At 53.0% G+C, this 18,590-nt stretch carries 15 protein-coding genes and 1 pseudogene; 8 read left to right on the top strand and 8 right to left on the bottom strand.

Going from position 1 to position 18,590, the window contains the following annotated elements; all coding sequences use genetic code 11:
• Positions 1 to 332: 332 nt before the first annotated feature.
• Positions 333 to 1,480, bottom strand: a protein-coding gene (locus HX773_RS20060) for an IS3 family transposase (RefSeq protein WP_176972994.1) whose coding sequence is annotated in 2 segments (ribosomal slippage) — positions 333 to 1,243 and positions 1,243 to 1,480 — 1,149 coding nt in all. Because the reading frame shifts where the segments join, the coding sequence is not laid out codon by codon here.
• 74 nt (positions 1,481 to 1,554) lie between these two features.
• Here HX773_RS20060 and HX773_RS20055 point away from each other — a divergent pair.
• From HX773_RS20055 to HX773_RS20045, 3 genes are all read left to right on the top strand, one after another.
• Positions 1,555 to 2,901: an ISNCY family transposase gene (locus HX773_RS20055; RefSeq protein WP_176972993.1), complete on the top strand. Its 1,347-nt coding sequence runs from the start codon at positions 1,555 to 1,557 to the stop codon at positions 2,899 to 2,901.
• A 49-nt stretch (positions 2,902 to 2,950) separates the two neighbouring features.
• The gene (locus HX773_RS20050; protein WP_176972992.1) at positions 2,951 to 3,346 is read left to right on the top strand and encodes a helix-turn-helix domain-containing protein; all 396 of its coding nucleotides are present in this window, start codon (positions 2,951 to 2,953) and stop codon (positions 3,344 to 3,346) included.
• A gap of 455 nt (positions 3,347 to 3,801) precedes the next feature.
• Positions 3,802 to 4,506 (top strand): flavodoxin/nitric oxide synthase, encoded by a 705-nt coding sequence (locus HX773_RS20045; RefSeq protein ID WP_255433275.1) that lies wholly within the window; start codon positions 3,802 to 3,804, stop codon positions 4,504 to 4,506.
• 60 nt (positions 4,507 to 4,566) lie between these two features.
• On the opposite strand, the gene HX773_RS20040 is transcribed toward HX773_RS20045, so the two are convergent.
• Positions 4,567 to 5,619 carry an aldo/keto reductase gene (locus tag HX773_RS20040; protein WP_176972991.1) on the bottom strand — a complete coding sequence of 351 codons (1,053 nt, stop codon included), beginning with the start codon at positions 5,617 to 5,619 and terminating at the stop codon, positions 4,567 to 4,569.
• Positions 5,620 to 5,776: 157 nt separating this feature from the next.
• On the opposite strand from HX773_RS20040, the pseudogene HX773_RS20035 reads away from it, so the two are divergent.
• Positions 5,777 to 7,150: pseudogene (locus HX773_RS20035) on the top strand (IS4 family transposase).
• A 320-nt stretch (positions 7,151 to 7,470) separates the two neighbouring features.
• Here the strand turns inward: HX773_RS20035 and HX773_RS20030 are convergent.
• Positions 7,471 to 8,214, bottom strand: coding sequence for an NADPH-dependent F420 reductase (locus tag HX773_RS20030; RefSeq protein WP_176972990.1), 744 nt, complete (start codon positions 8,212 to 8,214; stop codon positions 7,471 to 7,473).
• Between the two features lie 16 nt (positions 8,215 to 8,230).
• Entirely contained in the window at positions 8,231 to 9,514 is a 1,284-nt protein-coding gene (locus tag HX773_RS20025; protein WP_370463624.1) for an NTP/NDP exchange transporter, read from the bottom strand.
• Positions 9,515 to 9,889: 375 nt separating this feature from the next.
• On the opposite strand from HX773_RS20025, the gene HX773_RS20020 reads away from it, so the two are divergent.
• On the top strand, positions 9,890 to 10,726 hold the full coding sequence (locus HX773_RS20020; protein ID WP_176972989.1) for an SDR family oxidoreductase: 837 nt from the start codon (positions 9,890 to 9,892) through the stop codon (positions 10,724 to 10,726).
• Positions 10,727 to 10,897: 171 nt separating this feature from the next.
• Here HX773_RS20020 and HX773_RS20015 read toward each other — a convergent pair whose 3' ends face one another.
• Positions 10,898 to 11,803, bottom strand: coding sequence for an alpha/beta hydrolase (locus HX773_RS20015; protein WP_218168313.1), 906 nt, complete (start codon positions 11,801 to 11,803; stop codon positions 10,898 to 10,900).
• A 673-nt stretch (positions 11,804 to 12,476) separates the two neighbouring features.
• Between HX773_RS20015 and tatA the strand changes: the two genes are divergently transcribed.
• The 3 genes from tatA to HX773_RS20000 all read left to right on the top strand — a co-directional run bounded on the left by tatA (position 12,477) and on the right by HX773_RS20000 (position 14,418).
• Positions 12,477 to 12,719: a twin-arginine translocase TatA/TatE family subunit gene (gene tatA, locus HX773_RS20010; RefSeq protein WP_176972987.1), complete on the top strand. Its 243-nt coding sequence runs from the start codon at positions 12,477 to 12,479 to the stop codon at positions 12,717 to 12,719.
• 164 nt (positions 12,720 to 12,883) lie between these two features.
• Entirely contained in the window at positions 12,884 to 13,459 is a 576-nt protein-coding gene (locus HX773_RS20005; protein WP_176972986.1) for an NTP transferase domain-containing protein, read from the top strand.
• Positions 13,459 to 14,418: an XdhC family protein gene (locus HX773_RS20000; protein ID WP_176973036.1), complete on the top strand. Its 960-nt coding sequence runs from the start codon at positions 13,459 to 13,461 to the stop codon at positions 14,416 to 14,418. The genes HX773_RS20005 and HX773_RS20000 overlap by 1 nt, the downstream gene beginning before the upstream one ends.
• A 34-nt stretch (positions 14,419 to 14,452) precedes the next feature.
• Here the strand turns inward: HX773_RS20000 and HX773_RS19995 are convergent, their stop codons facing one another.
• From HX773_RS19995 to HX773_RS19985, 3 genes are read right to left on the bottom strand one after another with little or no spacing between them, the layout of a single operon-like run.
• Complete coding sequence (locus HX773_RS19995) at positions 14,453 to 16,852, bottom strand: xanthine dehydrogenase family protein molybdopterin-binding subunit (protein WP_176972985.1); 2,400 nt, start codon at positions 16,850 to 16,852, stop codon at positions 14,453 to 14,455.
• Positions 16,849 to 17,847, bottom strand: coding sequence for a xanthine dehydrogenase family protein subunit M (locus HX773_RS19990; protein ID WP_176972984.1), 999 nt, complete (start codon positions 17,845 to 17,847; stop codon positions 16,849 to 16,851). Before HX773_RS19990 ends, HX773_RS19995 begins: the two co-directional genes overlap by 4 nt.
• Entirely contained in the window at positions 17,844 to 18,338 is a 495-nt protein-coding gene (locus HX773_RS19985; RefSeq protein ID WP_176972983.1) for a (2Fe-2S)-binding protein, read from the bottom strand. The genes HX773_RS19990 and HX773_RS19985 overlap by 4 nt, the downstream gene beginning before the upstream one ends.
• Positions 18,339 to 18,590 lie beyond the last annotated feature (252 nt).

Here is an 18,590-nt window from a genome sequence, read left to right as displayed (position 1 = left end):
CAGGCATAACTTCCGCTTCACGCTCAGAGCTGCCTGTCATGTCTGCTTAAGAAACGGCCTTAACGTAGGATATTTTCCGTTTTCCAAGCGGACTCCTTACTGGCCTCTCTGTCTCCGGACATGTGATGAATCTTTGACATGAAGTTCCCTCTTTTCTGACTAATTTTGTTTATGAGCCTTGCTGTGTGAGTGCCGGCCACAGGGAACGGAGCTGTTACTCCAAAACGCTAATGTCGTACGCAACAACTCACAGATGTCGTCTCTGAACTAGCCTTAAATCTCCACAGGCTCAGCTCAGGATGCAGACTTTATGTTGAATCGCCACGAATAATCTAGACACTTCCGAGCCGTTGATAATACTGGTTTTCATATTCTGCCGGTGACATCTGATCGCTAGAACTATGCCGACGCTTACTGTTATAAAACATTTCGATGTAATCAAAAATATCGCTGCGGGCGTCTTCCCGCGTTCCGTAGATCTTTTTCTTTATCCGTTCACGTTTCAGCAACTCGAAAAAGCTTTCTGCAACCGCATTATCGTGGCAGTTACCGCGACGGCTCATACTGACCTCCAGGCCGTGTGATTTCAGGAACGACTGCCACTCATGGCTTGTGTACTGACTGCCCTGATCCGAGTGAACCAGCACCTGTTTTTGGGGATTACGCCGCCATACAGCCATCAGCAATGCGTTCAGGACAATGTCCTTTGTCATCCGGGATTGCATTGACCAGCCGATAATTTTGCGTGAGAACAGATCAACAACTACGGCAAGATACAGCCAGCCTTCGTGGGTCCTGATGTAGGTTATGTCCGTTACCCAACGCTCATCCGGAGCATCCGGATTGAACTGTCGCTGGAGCCTGTTGGGCGACACTATACTGGCCTCGCCTTTACGTGCCCGCGGGCTCCGGTACCCGACCTGAGCCTTTATCCCGGCACGTTTCATCAGTCGCCAGACTCTGTTGACTCCGCACTGTTGCCCGCTATCCCGCAGATCCAGATGGATCTTGCGATAACCATAGACGCATCCCGATTCCAGCCAGAACTGTTTAATCTGCCCTGTCAGTCTCAGGTCTACCTGATGGCGTTGTGAATGCGGCTGCTGAAGCCAGGCGTAAAAGCCACTGGGATGAACATCCAGCACCCGACAGAGCAGGCGAACAGGCCAACAACGGCTGTTGTCACGGATAAAGGCGTACCTCAGTCGGACAGCTTTGCGAAGTACGCCGCGGCTTTTTTTAATATGTCCCGTTCGTCGGTAACCCGCTTCAGCTCTTTCTGGAGACGGCGGATCTCGGCCTGAGCATCTGACTGTTCTTTATTAGTGGAAGAATCCGGACCGTACTTCTTTATCCAGGCGTAAAGGCTGTGGGTGGTGATATCGAGACGTGTTGCAACGCTGGAAACAGAATGACCACGATCAACAACCTGTTTGACTGCTTCAATTTTAAACTCTTCGGGATAACGCTTACCGCTCATGGGCACCTCTCTTTAAGCCATCTTAAATGACTCTGAGGTGTCTGTTAAACCTGTGGCGATTCATGTTGGTGACTATGACAGATAAAGATCTATACCGGCTCGGCATCATTCAGCGCGTTCACGACCACACTCTGCTGCAGCGTGAAGCTGCCCGCCTTCTTGAACTTACCGTTCGTCAGGTGCAACGTGTTTTACAGCGTTACCGTGAACACGGCGCGGCGTCGGTTGTTTCTGCCCGCCGCGGTCGTCCCGGCAATAACCGCATTCCCGAAGATTTACGCTGCGCTGCTTTGCAACTGATCCGGCAACACTATGCGGATTTTGGTCCGACGCTGGCCACAGAGAAGCTTCTTGAACGACACGGCATTCCGGTTTCCGTTGAGACAGTCCGTAACTGGATGATCTCTGACGGACTCTGGCGGCCGCATTCACGGCGTCAGGTTCACATCTATCAGCCCCGACACCGGCGCGACTGCCTCGGCGAACTTATTCAGCTGGACGGCTCACATCATGCCTGGTTTGAGGGTCGCGCGCCGAAGTGCTGCCTGCTCGTGTACATTGACGATGCCATGGGCCGCCTGATGCACCTTCGCTTCTGTGACTCTGAGTCTGCGTTTGATTATATGACGGCTACGCGTGAATACATTGATTTACATGGAAAACCTGTCGCATTCTACAGCGATAAGCACGCAGTATTTCGGGTCAACGGCACGGACGCGCGCCGCAGCGGAACCACGCAGTTTGGACGTGCGCTGCGCGATCTGAGCATTGAACTTATCTGTGCCAACAGCAGCCAGGCCAAGGGACGCGTTGAGCGCGCCAACCAGACGTTGCAGGATCGGCTGGTCAAGGAGATGCGGCTGCATAACATCAGCTCCATTAGCGAGGCTAATCGCTGGGTTGCAGGTTTTATCGATGACTTTAACCGGCGTTTTTCGCGACCGCCGAAGTATCCGAAGGATTTGCACCGTCCGGCGGATTTAGCGCCGGAAGAACTCGATGATATCTTTGCCTGGCAGGACCTGCGCAAGCTCTCAAAAGCGCTGACATTTCAGTATGATAAAATGATATATCTCATTGATCCGACAGATGAGAACAGCCGAATCGCCGGTGAAAGAGTCACAGTTTACGAGTACCCGGACGGCAGGATCGCCTTCCGGTATGGGCACAGGCTGCTGCGCTATCAGGTCTTTGATCGTCTTGCCTGTGTGGATCAGGGAGCGATCGTTGATAACAAGCGACTGGGCGCGGTTCTGAGGCTGGCACTGGAAAAGCAGGACGAACAGGAAGCCGAAGGTCAGCGTACACGAAGTAAAAAAATGCCGCGCAGGCGGGCTCAGGAGCGTGCGCTTGAGGAGTTGCGGGCAATCAACCCCGTGCTGGTCAGCCCCGAAGACTTTGTTCCGAGCCTGAAGCGCTGACGTCTTTCCCCTGCCCGCCTAACCGCAGGCAGCGATAAGAGGTGAATGCATGAATGAATTTAAACCACCTGTCCTGCTGCGTGACCAGATGCGCGCCGACCTCATCGAAGCGTTTCTGGCACGGGATATCTCGCTGGCCGACGCCGCCGAATCGATGGAGCTGAGCCGCCGGCAATGCCGTCGCCTCGTTAAGCGGTATCGCGAAGCTGGCCCGGAAGGACTGATTAACAGGCGTCGTGGTAAACCCAGTAACTATCAGCTGAAAGACGACCTGAAAGCTCAGGTGATAAAGCTTATCCGCACCCGCTGCCGCGGCATGAGCCCGACTGGCGCATGGCGATTACTCAATGCCGGTTTTGGCCTGAGCATCTCAAAGGAAACCGTCAGAAAGTTGATGATTGCCGAAAATACGTGGGTAGCTCATCCCAGAAACACGCCCGGATAATCAGACTCTGTTCATATAAAAGATGACACTTTAACTTAGCCATGAAGGCGACATCTTAATAATGGATAGACATGGCATATAATGGCCAAGTTCTGATGTCCGCCTCGGAGAGGCGGATATTTTGTTGGACTGATTATTTTGTGACCCATTGTTAGGCCGGAAATTCTGTAGAGGCGCTTATGGCATTATTTTGGTAACTCTCCGGCCCTGAATAGCTGCACACTCTGGCCTGAGATAGGGCGCAGATTTGCCGTGACAGACCAGAAGTGGCACGGCTCCGGCGATACCTGCAAAGACCGATTGGGGTGCACTATGCCTGATGATTCAGTACGAAAACCGTTCCCGCTGAATATCCCCTTCTGCCTTCAGGCTCGGTGCTTGACCGTTGGTATACCGAACCACGTGACAGGGGCGTAAGATCTGGAATATCGCAATTTCGTGAGCTGGCGGCATCCATGTCGCTGGACGTTTCAACGTTCTGCCTTTCATTTACATGTATCAACGCAGGTGACTCGATCTTGAAAATTGTCCTGACAGTATTGGCGGGTATTTTACTTACAGCGCTGTTTGCCGGTGCGGCTTTATTTTACCTTATGAGCTACAAGGACAGTACATATGTTTCAAGCGCTCCCTACTCACCTGCCGGAAGGAGCAACCCTTCGGCAGCGGTTATCTATTATTCCCGATCAGGGCATTCTGAAGCGGTTGCCCGCGAAGTGGCGCGCAGACTTAATGCTCCGATTGCACGCATTAACGCCTCTTATCCCCTTAGTTTATCAGGGCAGAAAAAGGCCATTACGGATGCCGAAGCCGGCGATCTGCCTCACATTACTGTTGAACCGATCGATCTTCGGCCAGCCCGGCGTATTTACCTAGTTTCCCCAACCTGGATGTTTCGTCCGGCCACGCCACTCTGGGCATGGGTCGCTCAAAATGACTTGTCTGGCCGGGAGATTGTACTGATTACGACGGGAAACAGTCGTTACCGGCAAACTGAAACGGATGAGTTTGCACGCGTTGTAACGCAGCAAGGTGGCCAGTTCATTACCCATATTTTTCTGCGCAGAGGACGTATCTTCTGGCAAAAAAGCCGTGAAGAACTTCTGAACGATACACGACTGAAGATGGACCTCCTCCTTCGGGAAAAGAAGGCCCCCTGAAAAATCAGGCCATCGTGTATGCCGGTCAGCGGAAACAGAAGCGTGCCCGGTGCGCCTCCCTCAGAGTTCGCGCAGGACCTGGTCGCTGGAATCAATATATCGCTCACGCTGCAACGTACCGAAGCGGCCATAAGGATAATCGTCAGGCACCGGGGCACTTACCGTATCCAGTTCCTGGGTAAGCGCCTCTTCAAGTATGAGATCAGCTGCTTTTATATTTTCGCTGAACTGATCAAGCGTCCTGACTCCAATGATACTGGAGGCAACTGAAGGCCGATTCGTTACCCAGCTCAGGGCCACCTGCGATGGGGTGAACCCGGTATCGTCTGCAATTCGCTGAACAACCTTCAGGGTTGACCAGTTACGTTCAGCGGAAAAAATATCATTCCCTATATGCCGGAACATTGCATTATCTGAACCCAGGCGGGTCTCCGCTCCCGGACGGGTTCCCCGGGTATATTTTCCGCTGAAAAAGCCATGCGCAAGCGGGGACCACGGAAGCAGACTGATTTGATTATGCAGCGATGCCGGAATTATTTCGTATTCAGATTCGCGGCAGGCGAGACTGTATTGCTGCTGAAGCGTCACCGGTAGTGACGTGCCCAGCATCCGGGCGGTAGACAGCATAAGCTGCAGCTGCCAGCCCGTAAAATTAGACAGACCAATGTGGTGGATTTTTCCGGCCCGGACGGCATCAGCCAGAAACATCAGCGTTTGCTCAGGTGGCGTGAGGGGATCCCATCCATGCAACTGATAAAGATCGATGGCATCAACTCCCAGCGTTTTTAACGATGCGTTGAGAGAGTGCGTCAGGTGCCGCCTTGATAACCCCGCATCATTCATGTCAGGGCCGGTACCGAAGCGCGCTTTGGTCGCCACGATGACACGATCGGTCACGGAGGCGGAACGGCTGGATCGCCACCGTCCAATCACTGCTTCAGAGGCACCGCCTCCATACACATCGGCAGTGTCTATAATGTTGCCACCTGCGTCACAAAAAGCATCCAGAATGGCAAAGGCCTCTTTTTCAGGCGTTTCGGTACCAAATCCCATGGTTCCCAGCGTCAGAGTAGACACGGACAGTCCTGAATTTCCAAGTAAGCGATATTTCATAGGAAGATATTCTCCTGATATGTCTTTAAGAAGCTTTAGATACCTCTCCGTAAGCACCTGTCTCTTATACACAAATCCCTGGCATACCTGCCGGGGATTTTTTTGAACTTTCCCGGCCTCTGACGATCTTCCTTGCTATTACTTTTCGGGTTTTAGTATGGTGCTTTCCGATTGCTATTCATGGGCTGACGGCGTTTTCGGCCGTGCCGAACTGGGCGATATCCGCCGCACCCGCCGTCTCGTCACCCTGGCCACTTCGCTGGCTCAACATGCCGGACTTTCTATCGTGAAATCTTCCCATTCTGCAGCCGAAGTTGAGGGCGCTTACCGCCTGATGCGGAACCCCGAAGTCCTGCCCGAGGCCATTGCGCAAGCCGGATTCACTGCGACGGCTAAGGCCGCTCAGGCCTGCCCGCTGCTTCTCGCGCTGGAGGACACCACCACCATTACCTTCACCCATTCCACCGCGCGCGAGGAGCTCGGCAACACCTCGACCAGCCCGCATTCCCGCGGCCTGCTGGCCCATTCGGTGCTGCTTTTTGCGCCCGATACCGCCCGCATCATCGGCCTGATTGACCAGCAGCGCTGGAGCCGGGACGCTTCCGGTTATGGAAAAAAACATCAGCGCAGGCAGCGGCCGTATGAAGAAAAAGAGAGCTTCAAATGGCAGCAGGCCTCGCAGCTGATGGCGCAGCGTCTCGGGGACGTTCAGTCCCGCGTTATCTCGGTCTGCGACCGGGAAGCCGACATCGGGCAGTACCTGGATTATAAAATCAGCCACGGACAGCGCTTTGTGGTCCGGGCGGCACAAAATCGCCGTATTGAAGGCAGCACCGACCGGCTGTTCGAACTCCCCGAAACGCTGACGCAGGCGGGAAGCCACGTGCTTAACGTGGTTCAGAAAGGCGGTCGCGCCGCGCGGGAGGTGCAGATGTTCGTCAGCTACAGTCCGGTGCAGATTAAGCACTCCGACGGGTCAGGCAGGCTGCTGCCGGTGACCTATATCTGCTGTCGCGAAGAGGCGGAAAACGGTGCGTGCTGGCACCTTCTGACGTCAGAGAAGGTGGAAAATACGGCGCAGGCACGTCAGATAATCAGCTATTACGAGCGTCGCTGGCTGATAGAGGAATATCACAAGGCATGGAAAAGCGGCGGCACGCGGGTGGAAGAATCGCGTATGCAGACGCGTGATAACCTGGAGCGAATGGTGGTGGTGCTGGCGTTCATCGCGGTATGAGTGATGGCGCTACGTCAGGGCGGCCTTACTGAGAAAACGCTGAATGCGTCGTGTGAACTGGTTCTGAGCCCGGTGGAATGGAAGCTACTGTGGGTAAAACAGGAGGGCAAAGCGCTGCCGGACAGGCCGCCGAATCTGAAATGGGCCTACCTTGCGCTGGCGAAAATGGGACGATGGCACGACAGCAAACGTACGGGGCGCGCGGGCTGGGTGGTAATGTGGGATGGCTGGTTCAGACTACAGAATATCGTTGAAGGCTACCAACTGGCGAAGTCTCTTGATCAGGAGATCTGATCAAGAGACAGCCGTAAGCACGGGGAGGAATAAAAATGTCTTCCTTCCAGTATGTCCTGAAAGAAACTGCTTTTTTTGCCTTAACCCCCGGGATTGTTGCCCATAACGATTGAGTTGAAACAATTGCGTTACCCGGCGGAGTCATTCAGAAGACGGTCACCTGCGTGACCGGAAAGTGAGGTAATCAGTGCTGGGCCGTAACCGGAACGGCAGGAGTGGATAGTTCAGGGGGAGAGCAGCCAGGGCTGTATCCCTGATACTGCTAAGCAGTTCGTACAGGGTATTTCAGTCGCCGGCTGAACAGTCTTTCTCAGGCAGCGTCAGGATAACTTTAATAAACGGCGAAGTTCACGGGCTGACGTATTGGCTCTGAAACCCGCGCCGCCGGCTTCAAAACCACGGGACGTGGAGAAATCTCCGGTGATCACTGGATCGCAGCCGGCATCGGTGACCAGACGGGCGGCCACCTCAAGCGCACCCTTGTCATTGCTGGCAAGGGGGACGCCAAGCCGGATTCGGCCTCCCGAACCCGACGATTCAATAGCGGACGCGTCGGTCGAGTTGAATACCCTTACCAGACGGCTGCCAGGAAGGAGTTTCATTGATGTCACGCCAACGCCATTTTGCTTTGTCTCCCGGGTCAGAGGCGTATCTGCCCATTCTGAAGGGTTACAGGCATCCAGAACGACTTTTCCATTTATCGCACCTGCCAGCTGTTTCCCCAGCTCGGGCAGTGCGTCATAGGGGACGGCAAACAGAATCACCTGCCCGAACGTTGCCGCCTCAAGGGGCGTTTCAGCCAGAGCATTCTCGCCAAGCGGCCGGACGACAGCTTTCATATCGTCAATATTGCGGGATGAAAACATCACCTGATGTCCGGCGCTAACCCAGCGGCGGGCAACCGTTCCGCCAAGCCATCCAGCACCGACCACGCCAATTTTTAGCTTTCCTGTCCCGCCGCTGCCGTCAGCAGCAAATACAGGCCCGGGTAACGAAAGTCCTGACACCGCGGCCACACCGATGATGCCCAACTGGCTGAGCAGTACACGTCTTGATACAGGCATAACGCCTCCTTAAGGGTTACAGGGATTGTCTTGATGAGATCTCAAACTGTTTATGACGTCGTCCCAGCCAGAGGGTCAGCCCAAGCCACAGTACGGATACCGGTATCGCTATGAAGGCCAGCGCGGCAAAATTACTGCCTGCAAGCGAAGCGCCACCATAGCTCCAGCTGCCAATCTGGTCGCCGAACCGATAAATAACCGTATCAATGAAATTCTTCGACTTATAACGATCCTCAGCCGTGACGGCGGTAAATAAAATCTCCCTGCCAGGCCTTGCAAACGCGAAGTTGGTCACGCGACGAACAACCTGGAACAAAATGAAGAGCATCAGCGATGGTGCCGCCAGCAGCAGGGTAAAACCGGTAAGCGTTACGGCAGGTAATATGGCCAGCGTCACGGTCACGCCAAGCCAGCGAATTACCCCGGAAGTAAGGAAAACCTGGGCCAGCAGAGTAAATACGTTCACCCATAAGTCCACGCCGGCAAAAAAGGCGGTGCGGGCTTCGCGATCTGTAAAGCTTCTCGCCGCGATGGCGGCCTGTTCCATATACAGAAAAGTAGAGGTCACGCTATAAAGCACCATGAACAGGGCAATCCCTGCTAAATAAGGCGATTTGAAGGTATGCGTAATGCCGGCGAATATTGTTCCTCCTACCGGGCTTGCTCCGGCATCCTGACCGCGCGTATCGGCGGTGATACCTGCAGCTGCCTGACGCGCTGACCGCACGCCAGCTTCAAGCATCACCACTGCCATAAGCATCAGGCCGGCGGGTCCTGCGTGATCGACAGCCAGCAGGGTGAGCACCGAACCGGCCATTCCCCCGACGGTCGCCCCTGCCGCGAGAAAACCAAACAGCCTCCGCCCTCTGTCTGCCGAAAATACGTCAACCACGAAAGACCAGAAAACGCTCACTACAAATAGATTGAAGACGGATACCCAGATAAAAAAAGCAATGCCGGTAATGGCTCGTATACCGGAAAAAAAAGGGAGCTGGAGAAGGGAAAATACGAGCAGGTGGCCTGCAAAAAAACGGTAGCTGATGCTGATAAATATGATTCGCGTCCAGCGCTTAACAGCCCATGAGAACAGCGGACTGACTATCAGCATTGCGAGTAACGTCCCACTGAACAACCACGGTAAGTTGCTAATGCCGGCATCCAGACCTAGTGTGTCGCGTACAGGACGTAAAAGATAATAGGCAATGAAAATGCAGATAACATATGAGAGAGACCAGAGAAAAATAGACGTTTCCGACTTGTTTACTCCAGATAAAGCCAGAAGCTTATCGTATGTTTTCACTCAAAACCTCAGGGTCAGTTTATATGTTTTTATCAGGCTGGATTATCTTTTTCGTTCAGGCTTTCACTTTCTTCTAGAGTTAAACATGGCGTTATATTTTCAATAGAAAAATTGAGATTGGTTTTTTTTCCGCCCTGCAGACTAATTTACCGAGCGAGAAATTATTTAAAAACTTAATATCCATTAACAGGCTGGCGACCTCGGAGACATAGTCTAAAATTGTTACAATTGACAATCTTCGTCAACCCTAAATATTGCTAAACAGAAAAAGTCGTCGTTATAGATAAGAAAATTGTCGTTTTAAGCAGGAATTGAAAAGATTTGTAATGCAGGATGTTAGTGGTAAATGCAGCTTCATAAAATAAAGGAAATACTATGTCAGAGAAAAATGTATGGCTGGTTACTGGTGCGGGGCGCGGGCTCGGCACGGACATTACCCGCGCAGCCCTCAACGCGGGTCATCAGGTTATTGCCACAGGCCGCAATGCTGCACGCGTAACGGAAGCTGTCGGCGAGCATGCTAATCTTTTCGTAGTGGAACTGGATATAACCGATCCTGCCAGCATTAAAAAAGCGGTTGAGGCTTCTGTTCAGAAATTCGGTTCAATTGATGTACTTGTTAACAATGCGGGTAATTTCTTTGCGGGCTATTTTGAAGAGCTGAGTGCAGACGACATTCGTCAGCAGCTGGAAACCTTACTGATTGGCCCTATGAACGTGACGCGCGAGATCCTGCCTGTAATGCGTAAACAACGCGCGGGTAAAATCATCACCCTTTCTTCTTCAGCGGGTTTCATCGGTCAGGTCTTTTGTTCTGCGTACGCGGCCGCCAAATTTGGTACTGAAGGATGGATGGAGTCACTCGCGCCTGAGGTGGCACCTTTTGGGATCCAGACAATGATTGTTGAGCCCGGCTTTTTCCGCACGGAACTGCTGACAGAAGCCTCAACCCGGTATTCCAGTCATTCCATTGAGGACTATGCTGAATCATCCCAGGAAATAGTCAAAGCCTGGAAGGGTATGGATGGTAAGCAAGGCGGTGATCCGGTTAAGCTGGCAGAGGCCATTGTGTCTCTGGAAGGACTTGACGAATTACCCGCCCGTTTTGTGGCTGGAGCGGATGCCGTCGAAGGATTTGAGCAGAAGCTTAAGACGGTACAGTCTCAGATAGACGCTCATCGCAGCCTGTCGGTTTCACTGAATCTCGACTAATCCATACTGACGTTCAGCAGACTGAAAAAAGTTGCGCCATTCCCGGCGCAACTAATGCCTCTCAAGCAAAAAAACTACATACGGGACGGTTTTGAACCGGAAGCCCGGATAATTTCTGTTTATTTCCCTGCATTTAAGAGAGGAGAGTGATTACCCTCCTCGTCTGGTTCGTTACGCGATTTTAGCTTTAAAGAAAGGAGCAAGGCTCGTCATGGCCGTATCAACGCCTTTTCCATCGTAAAGATCCATATGTGTGGCCCCTTCAACGATAATCAGCTTTTTATCAGCAGACGCGGCTTTGTCGTATAGCTCGGTGCTGTGCCAGAGTGAGCCCGCTTTACTGCCGGCAATAATGACCAGCGGTTGCGTAAGCATCGTGTCAGCCATATCAAATCCGGTGAAGGAAGCCATGTAACTCAGACTGGTCATCAGTAGCTTATTGGGAGCATTTGGATGCTGACCACGCGGAGTCAGGTAATAATCAGCGGCTTCCTGGAGATCTTTAGGCGCGCTGGTATCCCCCACAGCAGGGACGTAGGGAACCGTAATTTTTGGTGCGCCCGCCGATTCCGCTGTGCGCTGTTTCGCCACACTATTCAGCATAGCCAGCTCGTCAGAGACCGGACCTTTTCCTTCCCAGCCTTTACGGGTAGCAGCCCCGACATCGACAGCACTGACGGTGCCCACTGCTCTGATACGACGGTCTGATGAAGACGCTTTAACAGCAGCACCGCTACCCGCACAGATCCCCAGAGCCCCGATACGTTCGTTGTTGACGTAAGCAAGGGTGGTAAGGTAGTCGACCGCACTGTAAATATCGCCAACACGGCGCATGGGATCGTCAAGGAACCGGGGCTCTCCGCCGCTGGCTCCCTGATGAGAAGCATCAAAGGCGAGGGTGACGAAACCTTCGCCTGCCAGGCGTTCAGCGTACACGCCCGCGGTCTGTTCTTTTACTCCGCCACCCGGATGAATGACGACAATTGATGGATACTTACGTGTCGCATCAAAGCCCTCAGGGAAATAAAGGTTGCCGGCCATCCGGATATTATTGTTCATAAAGGTCACGCCCTGCATACTGACGTTGCTACCTTTAATTTTCTGGCGAGGACTCTCAGCGGCAGTGGCCAGACCCGGCAAAATCATTGCTGCGGCAAGGGCAGCTCCGCCGACGATCAGTATGCCTCTTCGGCTGGCATTAAAGCCTGATGATAACTCAGTTAAATTTTTCATAAGAATTCTCTTGAGAGGTTATAAAAAAAAGGTGCTGAATATCGCTATTCATGTTTCATTCACGAAGGCCTCCGGTAATATGAAGATCACCACAATGAAACGGACATTCTAAATATTGACAATAAATTACATTTAATTGACTATAATGACGTTGGGTAGCGCAATTCACCATTGCTGGTCATATATCCGGCGCTGAAAAGCACTGTATATTGCCTCTTATTTCCATGTATTGCCGGAATTGATTTTTCTATTGCCTTAAACGCGTTTTTCTCAGCGTCAATGCCGGAATCATCCTGCAGAACTGAATGCTATAAAGCCTCATAATTAACCTGCTATTTATATCGTTATTTTTTCACATACCCAATCCCGGCTAGCTCTTTATAAAAGCTTGCTTAAGGCAATAAAAACGGTAAAAAAGGCAAGAATTATCAAATTCCCTGTGTGATAGTCTGCAGCTCACCTGTCCGGATATTCATTAAATATTGCGGATTTGAACTACTTCGATAGAGAGGCTCAGATGGCTGGAATTAGCATGTGGAAACTACTGATTATTGCCGGGATAGTCGTGATGGTATTCGGAACCAAAAGACTGAGCAGCCTCGGTTCGGATTTAGGCGGTGCCATCAGAGATTTTAAAAAGTCCTTTTCACCGGAGGAAAGTGTCATGGAGGTGATTAATGAGCAAAATGCATATCCTGTAGCACTTGATGCAGCTCAGAAACCTCAGGCAGATAAGGATAATTTATCCCGCCGCGACTGATCCTCTTTTGTCAGTACCTGGGTTCGATTCAGACTTTTAATAATGTTACCCACAGACAGCGGTTTGCAGGATTTATTGAGTTTTATCTGAACGCACCACGTCTGAGCTGAATAATACTTATTTAAAAACATCCCCCCGCGATAATTCATTTTTCAGGAAGGGTTATGTCTGCAGGTATCATTATCTGTGCGGCCGGTATGGGTCTGCGTTTCATCAGCGCTGGAGGTGACGGCCTGAAACTGAACGCAAAACTGCCGGATGGAATGTCCGTTTTCGAACAGTCATTAGATCATGCCCGCGCCAGCGGCTTACCCGTTCTGGTTATTACACATCCGCAGCATGAGTCTGTGATTGAGATATGTTCCGCCGCTAACGTTCCTTACGTTACGCTCTCCAGCCCTTCACTTGGCGACAGCATAGCCTGTGGCGTCCGCAGCCGTCCTGACTGGCTGGGGTGGATCATCCATCTTGCGGATATGCCTTTCATCGGCGCCGAGACGTTCCGGCAGATTGAAAACGCGCTGAGGCATTGCCCCAGCGTGCGTCCGTTTTTCAGGGAAATCCCGGGGCATCCGGTCGGTTTCAGCAAGATATGCCAGCCCGAACTTTTAAGCCTTCAGGGAGAAAACGGGGCGCGAAAAGTTTTAACCCGCTTTGCTCCTTTGCAATTGAATGTCACCACACCCGATGTGCTGAGCGACATTGACTTACCTGACCACCTTATTACAGGGCAATTATGATGCAGAGTCTGGATACGCACGTTATTGAACAGTCCGTTGAATGGCTGAATACCGGGCCAGTGTGGCTTTGCACCGTACTCAGCACTTACGGTTCGTCACCACGATCTCCCGGAGCGATGATGGTGGCCAATACCGAGGGTCACTACAGTGGTTCCCTGTCCGGAGGCTGTGTGGAAGAGGATTTTCTGCGCCGTATTGCGGAAGGCTGTTACCGTGAAAGCAGTCAGATAGTCAGATACGGCGACGGGGGGCTGACTCCCGATCGCGCTCTGCCCTGTGGAGGAGTGCTCGATATTCTGATCGAGTACCTCATGCCCGACGCGGAACAGCTGAATTATCTGAGGCTGATCGGAGAGGCTCTGAAAACGGGGCGGTCGCTTTACAAGGAAATTATTCTGCCCGGCCGCTGTTCCCGTCTGCTGCCTTCCCCGTACCGGAGCAGCACGCAGGTGACGGTGTCAGAAGAACGGATCCAGATGACCATTGCCGCGCCGCCCAGACTCCTGATTGCCGGGCTCTCAGCGGTGGCAATTTACTGCGCGAACTTTGCGGTCTCGCTGGGATTTGAAACGATTGTCTGCGAAAACAGGCCGGATGTTCTGGATAATTTTATGCATGACCTGCCCGACGGCACCGTTCTAATCAGAAAGTTTCCGGCCAACGTCATTGAAGTGGACGGTTGTCATGCAAATACGGCCATCGTGGCCTTAACCCACGATCCCCGTATGGACGACCTTACCTTAATGGAGGCGGTCAATACGGAAGCTTTTTACATCGGTGCGATGGGGTCTGAGCGAAATAGCCTCAAACGGCTGGATCGCCTGAAAGCAGTGGGGGGGCTGACCCCCGAGGAAATAAGCAGGATACATGCGCCCGTGGGGGTGATGATTGGCAGTAAAACGCCTTCAGAGATAGCGCTCGCCGTTATGGCCGATATTGTCCGGGTTAAGAACAGCTAAAAAAGAGCGCCGAGCGCTCTTCATCTTTAGCGGATCAGATCAGTTTATCCAGCGTGACGGGCAAATCGCGTACTCGCTTACCGGTTGCATGAAACACGGCATTACTGATAGCCGCGGCAACGCCAACAATTCCCAGCTCTCCGACGGCTTTACCGCCAAGCGCACTGGCCTGAAGATCCGGTATACCCACGCTGATGGCCTTAATGTCCGGCACGTCCGCATTCACCGAGACCACATAATCCGCGAAGCTGGCATTGGTAACGCGTCCATCCCGGGGATCAAGCATGCCTTCTTCCAGCAGGGCCTGGCCCAGCCCCATAACCATGCCACCAATCCACTGACTTTCAGCAAGGCGGGGATTATAGACGCGCCCGCTGTCAAAGGCGCCCACCATCCTTTTGACTCTTACCGTGCCGAAATCTTCATCAACGGCAACTTCCACAAACTGCGCGCTCCAGCTGTGTGAAGAGGTTTCAAAAGCATCCGGCATCTGGATCTGAGTAAACGTATGCGCAGCATCGTAGCGATCCTGTTCAGACGCGCCCGGCTTGTAGGTGTTCTCCTTCGCGTCAACAAAATCTCTGTCTGCTAACTCAAGCAGCCTTGCAAAAGTAATGCCGTTACCAGGCCGCCTCTGCAGGTAGACCTGACCATCACTTACAGAGACAGCGCTGCGTTCTGACTGATAAAAAGGTGAGGATGGCAGCGCTATCGCCAGGGTTATCAGCCGCTCTTTGAGTGCACTGGCGGTCTTATGAACCGCGCCTGTTAACACGTTGGCCAGCTGTGAACCGCCGGCAAGGGGAGAACGGGGAAGCGAGGTATCGCCAAGCCGGACGTTGATCTGCCGGGAGGATACGCCGAGTACTTCTGCAACCGTCTGCGCCAGAATAGTGTAAGTTCCGGTGCCAATATCGACGCCGCCACTTTCAACGTCTATCTGACCGTTGCGATAAATGATGACGCGCGCTTCAGCCGGCGAGCGGAGTATCGGGTATGTCCCGGCAGCCATTCCCCAGCCAATTAATTCACGGCCCCGGCGCATGGATCCCGGTGCGGGCGTGCGCGCGCTCCATCCGAAAGCCTCAGCGCCCGCCCTGTATGCCTCGCGGAGACGGCGTGTGCTCCAGGGCTTTTTCATTTTGTGGTCATGATCTGCCCAGTTGCGCATGCGCAGCTCCAGCGGATCCATGTTTAGCTCATAAGCGAGTTCATCCATGGCGACTTCCAGCGCGAACGTGCTGGGATTTTCACCCGGTGCGCGCATCCAGCCGGGATTCACCGTGTTGACCGGGATAATACTGTGACGCGCCCAGACGTTATCACAGGCATACATTATCGGCGTTACGCTGTTGGTCGGTTCAAGGTGAACGTCATCTATCGAAGTTTCGTTCCAGCCCTTATGAACGATGGAGACCAGGGTGCCGTCGGCACGGGCTCCCAGAGAAAGCTCCTGATGAGTACGGGGCCTGCCTCCATACCCACTGAACGTCTGCTGACGCGTAAGTGATACTTTTACTGGGCGCCCCAGTTCCCGTGAGGCAAGGCACGCAAGCGCAACGTGAGCGTGAGGAGAGACCTTCGACCCGAATCCTCCGCCGGTGAAGGGGGAAATAATCCTCACCTTTTCGATGCTGATGCCCATCCATTCGGAGACGACCTGGCGCGCGCCGCCGACCCACTGCGTAGGTTCCCAGACGGTCATCTCATCGTCTTTCCATGAGGCAATGCATGCGTGTGGTTCGATAGGCGCATTATAGTTACGTGGCGTCGTATAAGTGCTCCTGACCACCACCGCCGCCGCGTCCATTGCCTGATGAGCATTCCCCCACTCCACGTTCAGCGCATCAATGGGCTGTGGTTTTGTCCGCGTATCTTCCGGCTGCAGGATGGCTTCCGTGGGCTGGTACGTTACCCGCACGAGGCTTGCGGCATGTGTCGCCTGTTCAAAGGTTTCTGCAATAACGATAGCAATGTGTTGCCCGTTAAATTTGACCTTGTTGTCCTGAATCGGCGTAAATGCTTCGGTGGCGGCGCCGCCTTTGAGAAAAACTTTGGCGGGGTTCAGTTTTAAATTGTCCTGATGAGAATAAACGGCCAGCACGCCTGGATAATTTGACGCTTCGGTGCTGTCGATACCGGAGATGGTGCCGCTGGCTATCGTTGACTGCACGATAACACCGTAAACCATATTGTCCTGGTTATGTTCGATGGCGTAGCGCGCCCCTCCCTGAATTTTCAGCATGCCATCCGCGCGCTCGCGTCCGACGCCCAGCGCCTGATACTTTACCTCGCGGGAAAGCGGCGCAACCGGAACCGGCGGAGCGGCGCCAGCGGGCTTCAGCTTCAGCCCGGCACCGCTGATGGCACCGATTACCGCACCGGCTTTCAGTAACGCACGGCGAGAGCTGTTTGTTGGTTTTTCACTGCTCATGATATTCCCCCTGCAGTTAAAAGCGCACGCGTGGCGACGCGAGGAGCCAGTGTTATCTTAAAGTCATTATGCCCGCTTGATCTGGCACCCTGGCTCACAACCGCGGTGATGAGACGCAGCGTTTCTTCATCAAACGCTTTACCTTTGAGCTGATTTTCGACGTCTGTTGCGCGCCAGGGCACTGTCCCGATCCCCCCCATCGCAATGCGTACATCACGTACCGTTTTGCCATCCGCTTCTAGTTCCACGCCTACCGCCGCGCTGGCCGCAGCAAACTCATAAGAAGCGCGATCGCGAACTTTGAGGTAATGCGAATGGATAAGCGCAGGAACAACGGGGATTTCGACTGCGGTGATCAGCTCACCGGGCTTCAGATCATGCTCCAGATGAGGGCTTTCGCCGGGTAGCAGGTAAAATTCGCGGATGTTGACTCTGCGGATCTGCCCATCCGGATCCTGTAACACGATCCTTGCATCAAAAGCCGTAAGCGCGACCGCAAAATCACCGGGATAAATGGCTATACAACTGTCGCTGATGCCAAGGACGGCATGATTGCGGTTATTTCCGTGGATCGCAGCACATCCGGAGCCGGGGGTGCGCTTGTTGCAGGCGGAATAGGCAACGGGATCGCGAAAATACGTGCAGCGGGTGCGCTGCATCAAATTTCCGCCGATGGTAGCCATGTTTCTCAGTTGTGCTGAAGCGGCCCGCCATAAGCTTTCTGACAGGACCGGCGCCGAGCGTTTAATTCCCGGGTGAGCGGCTACCTGACTCATTTTAGCGAGCGCGCCAATACGGATGAGGTGAGGGGTGACTGTAATGTCAGACAGTCCTGGCAAAAAAGTGATGTCAATCAGCCGGGCTGGTTTTTCAACGCCACATTTCATCAGGTCAACCTGAGTTGTCCCCCCTGCCAGAAACCGCGATCCGTCCCGGGACTGTTCTCCCGAGGCATTCTGCAGGCTTTCTGCGCGAAGATATTCAAAATCATTCATGCCTGTTCCTCCGCGCTGGACAGACTTTTTGCTGCCTCCCTGACCGCGGAAACAATGTGCGGATAGGCACCGCAGCGGCAGATATTTCCGCTCATATACTCACGGATCTCATCGTCACTTCCCGCGTGCCCCTCTTTTATACAGGCCACCGCGGACATAATCTGTCCGGGCGTACAGTAGCCGCACTGAAAGGCGTCAAACTGTAAAAATGCTTTCTGAACCGCGTGCAGTGTTCCGTCTGGCTGAGCAATCCCCTCAATGGTTGTTACCGATTTTCCGCCAGCCTGAAGAGCCAGCGTCAGACAGCTGACAACACGGGCCCCTTCAACATGCACAGTACATGCGCCGCACTGGCCAAAGTCACACCCTTTTTTTGTCCCTCTCATTTCAGTCGACTCTCTCAGAACATCCAGGAGAGTCGTTCGCGGATCAACCTTGAACACACGATTCTTACCATTAATTGTGAGCTGCAATGGATACGTACGAGCCATAATATTGCTCCTGACACAGGCAGTTATTAAGGCATTCCCGGAAATTTAATAACTTAACGAGATGCCCACATTTATATTCCATACGGACGGGTGAACGGTGGGGATAATTAAATATTTGTATTATTTATTCTTATGTTTATAACGTATCTGGCTCTGCAGCCTGCCAGCGAGATTAACCATAACCAGATGATGCATGCTTATTGAAAACAGCCCTGGTTAAGCAACAAAGGCTGTCGTTTAAAAATAATGAAG

The sequence above is a fragment of the Pantoea sp. B9002 genome (genome assembly GCF_013385945.1).
Classification (GTDB): Bacteria; Pseudomonadota; Gammaproteobacteria; order Enterobacterales; family Enterobacteriaceae; genus Pantoea.
Note: the sequence above shows the minus strand (reverse complement) of the source record. Positions and strands in the feature narration are given on the sequence as shown.

What these genes read in the sequence shown, in the direction of transcription:
- HX773_RS20055 (WP_176972993.1), top strand. Translation starts at nt 1,555, where the DNA reads ATGACAGATAAAGATCTATACCGGCTCGGCATCATTCAGCGCGTTCAC.
- HX773_RS20050 (WP_176972992.1), top strand. Translation starts at nt 2,951, where the DNA reads ATGAATGAATTTAAACCACCTGTCCTGCTGCGTGACCAGATGCGCGCC.
- HX773_RS20045 (WP_255433275.1), top strand. Translation starts at nt 3,802, where the DNA reads ATGTCGCTGGACGTTTCAACGTTCTGCCTTTCATTTACATGTATCAAC.
- HX773_RS20040 (WP_176972991.1), bottom strand. Translation starts at nt 5,619, where the DNA reads ATGAAATATCGCTTACTTGGAAATTCAGGACTGTCCGTGTCTACTCTG.
- HX773_RS20030 (WP_176972990.1), bottom strand. Translation starts at nt 8,214, where the DNA reads ATGCCTGTATCAAGACGTGTACTGCTCAGCCAGTTGGGCATCATCGGT.
- HX773_RS20020 (WP_176972989.1), top strand. Translation starts at nt 9,890, where the DNA reads ATGTCAGAGAAAAATGTATGGCTGGTTACTGGTGCGGGGCGCGGGCTC.
- HX773_RS20015 (WP_218168313.1), bottom strand. Translation starts at nt 11,803, where the DNA reads ATGCAGGGCGTGACCTTTATGAACAATAATATCCGGATGGCCGGCAAC.
- tatA (WP_176972987.1), top strand. Translation starts at nt 12,477, where the DNA reads ATGGCTGGAATTAGCATGTGGAAACTACTGATTATTGCCGGGATAGTC.
- HX773_RS20005 (WP_176972986.1), top strand. Translation starts at nt 12,884, where the DNA reads ATGTCTGCAGGTATCATTATCTGTGCGGCCGGTATGGGTCTGCGTTTC.
- HX773_RS20000 (WP_176973036.1), top strand. Translation starts at nt 13,459, where the DNA reads ATGCAGAGTCTGGATACGCACGTTATTGAACAGTCCGTTGAATGGCTG.
- HX773_RS19995 (WP_176972985.1), bottom strand. Translation starts at nt 16,852, where the DNA reads ATGAGCAGTGAAAAACCAACAAACAGCTCTCGCCGTGCGTTACTGAAA.
- HX773_RS19990 (WP_176972984.1), bottom strand. Translation starts at nt 17,847, where the DNA reads ATGAATGATTTTGAATATCTTCGCGCAGAAAGCCTGCAGAATGCCTCG.
- HX773_RS19985 (WP_176972983.1), bottom strand. Translation starts at nt 18,338, where the DNA reads ATGGCTCGTACGTATCCATTGCAGCTCACAATTAATGGTAAGAATCGT.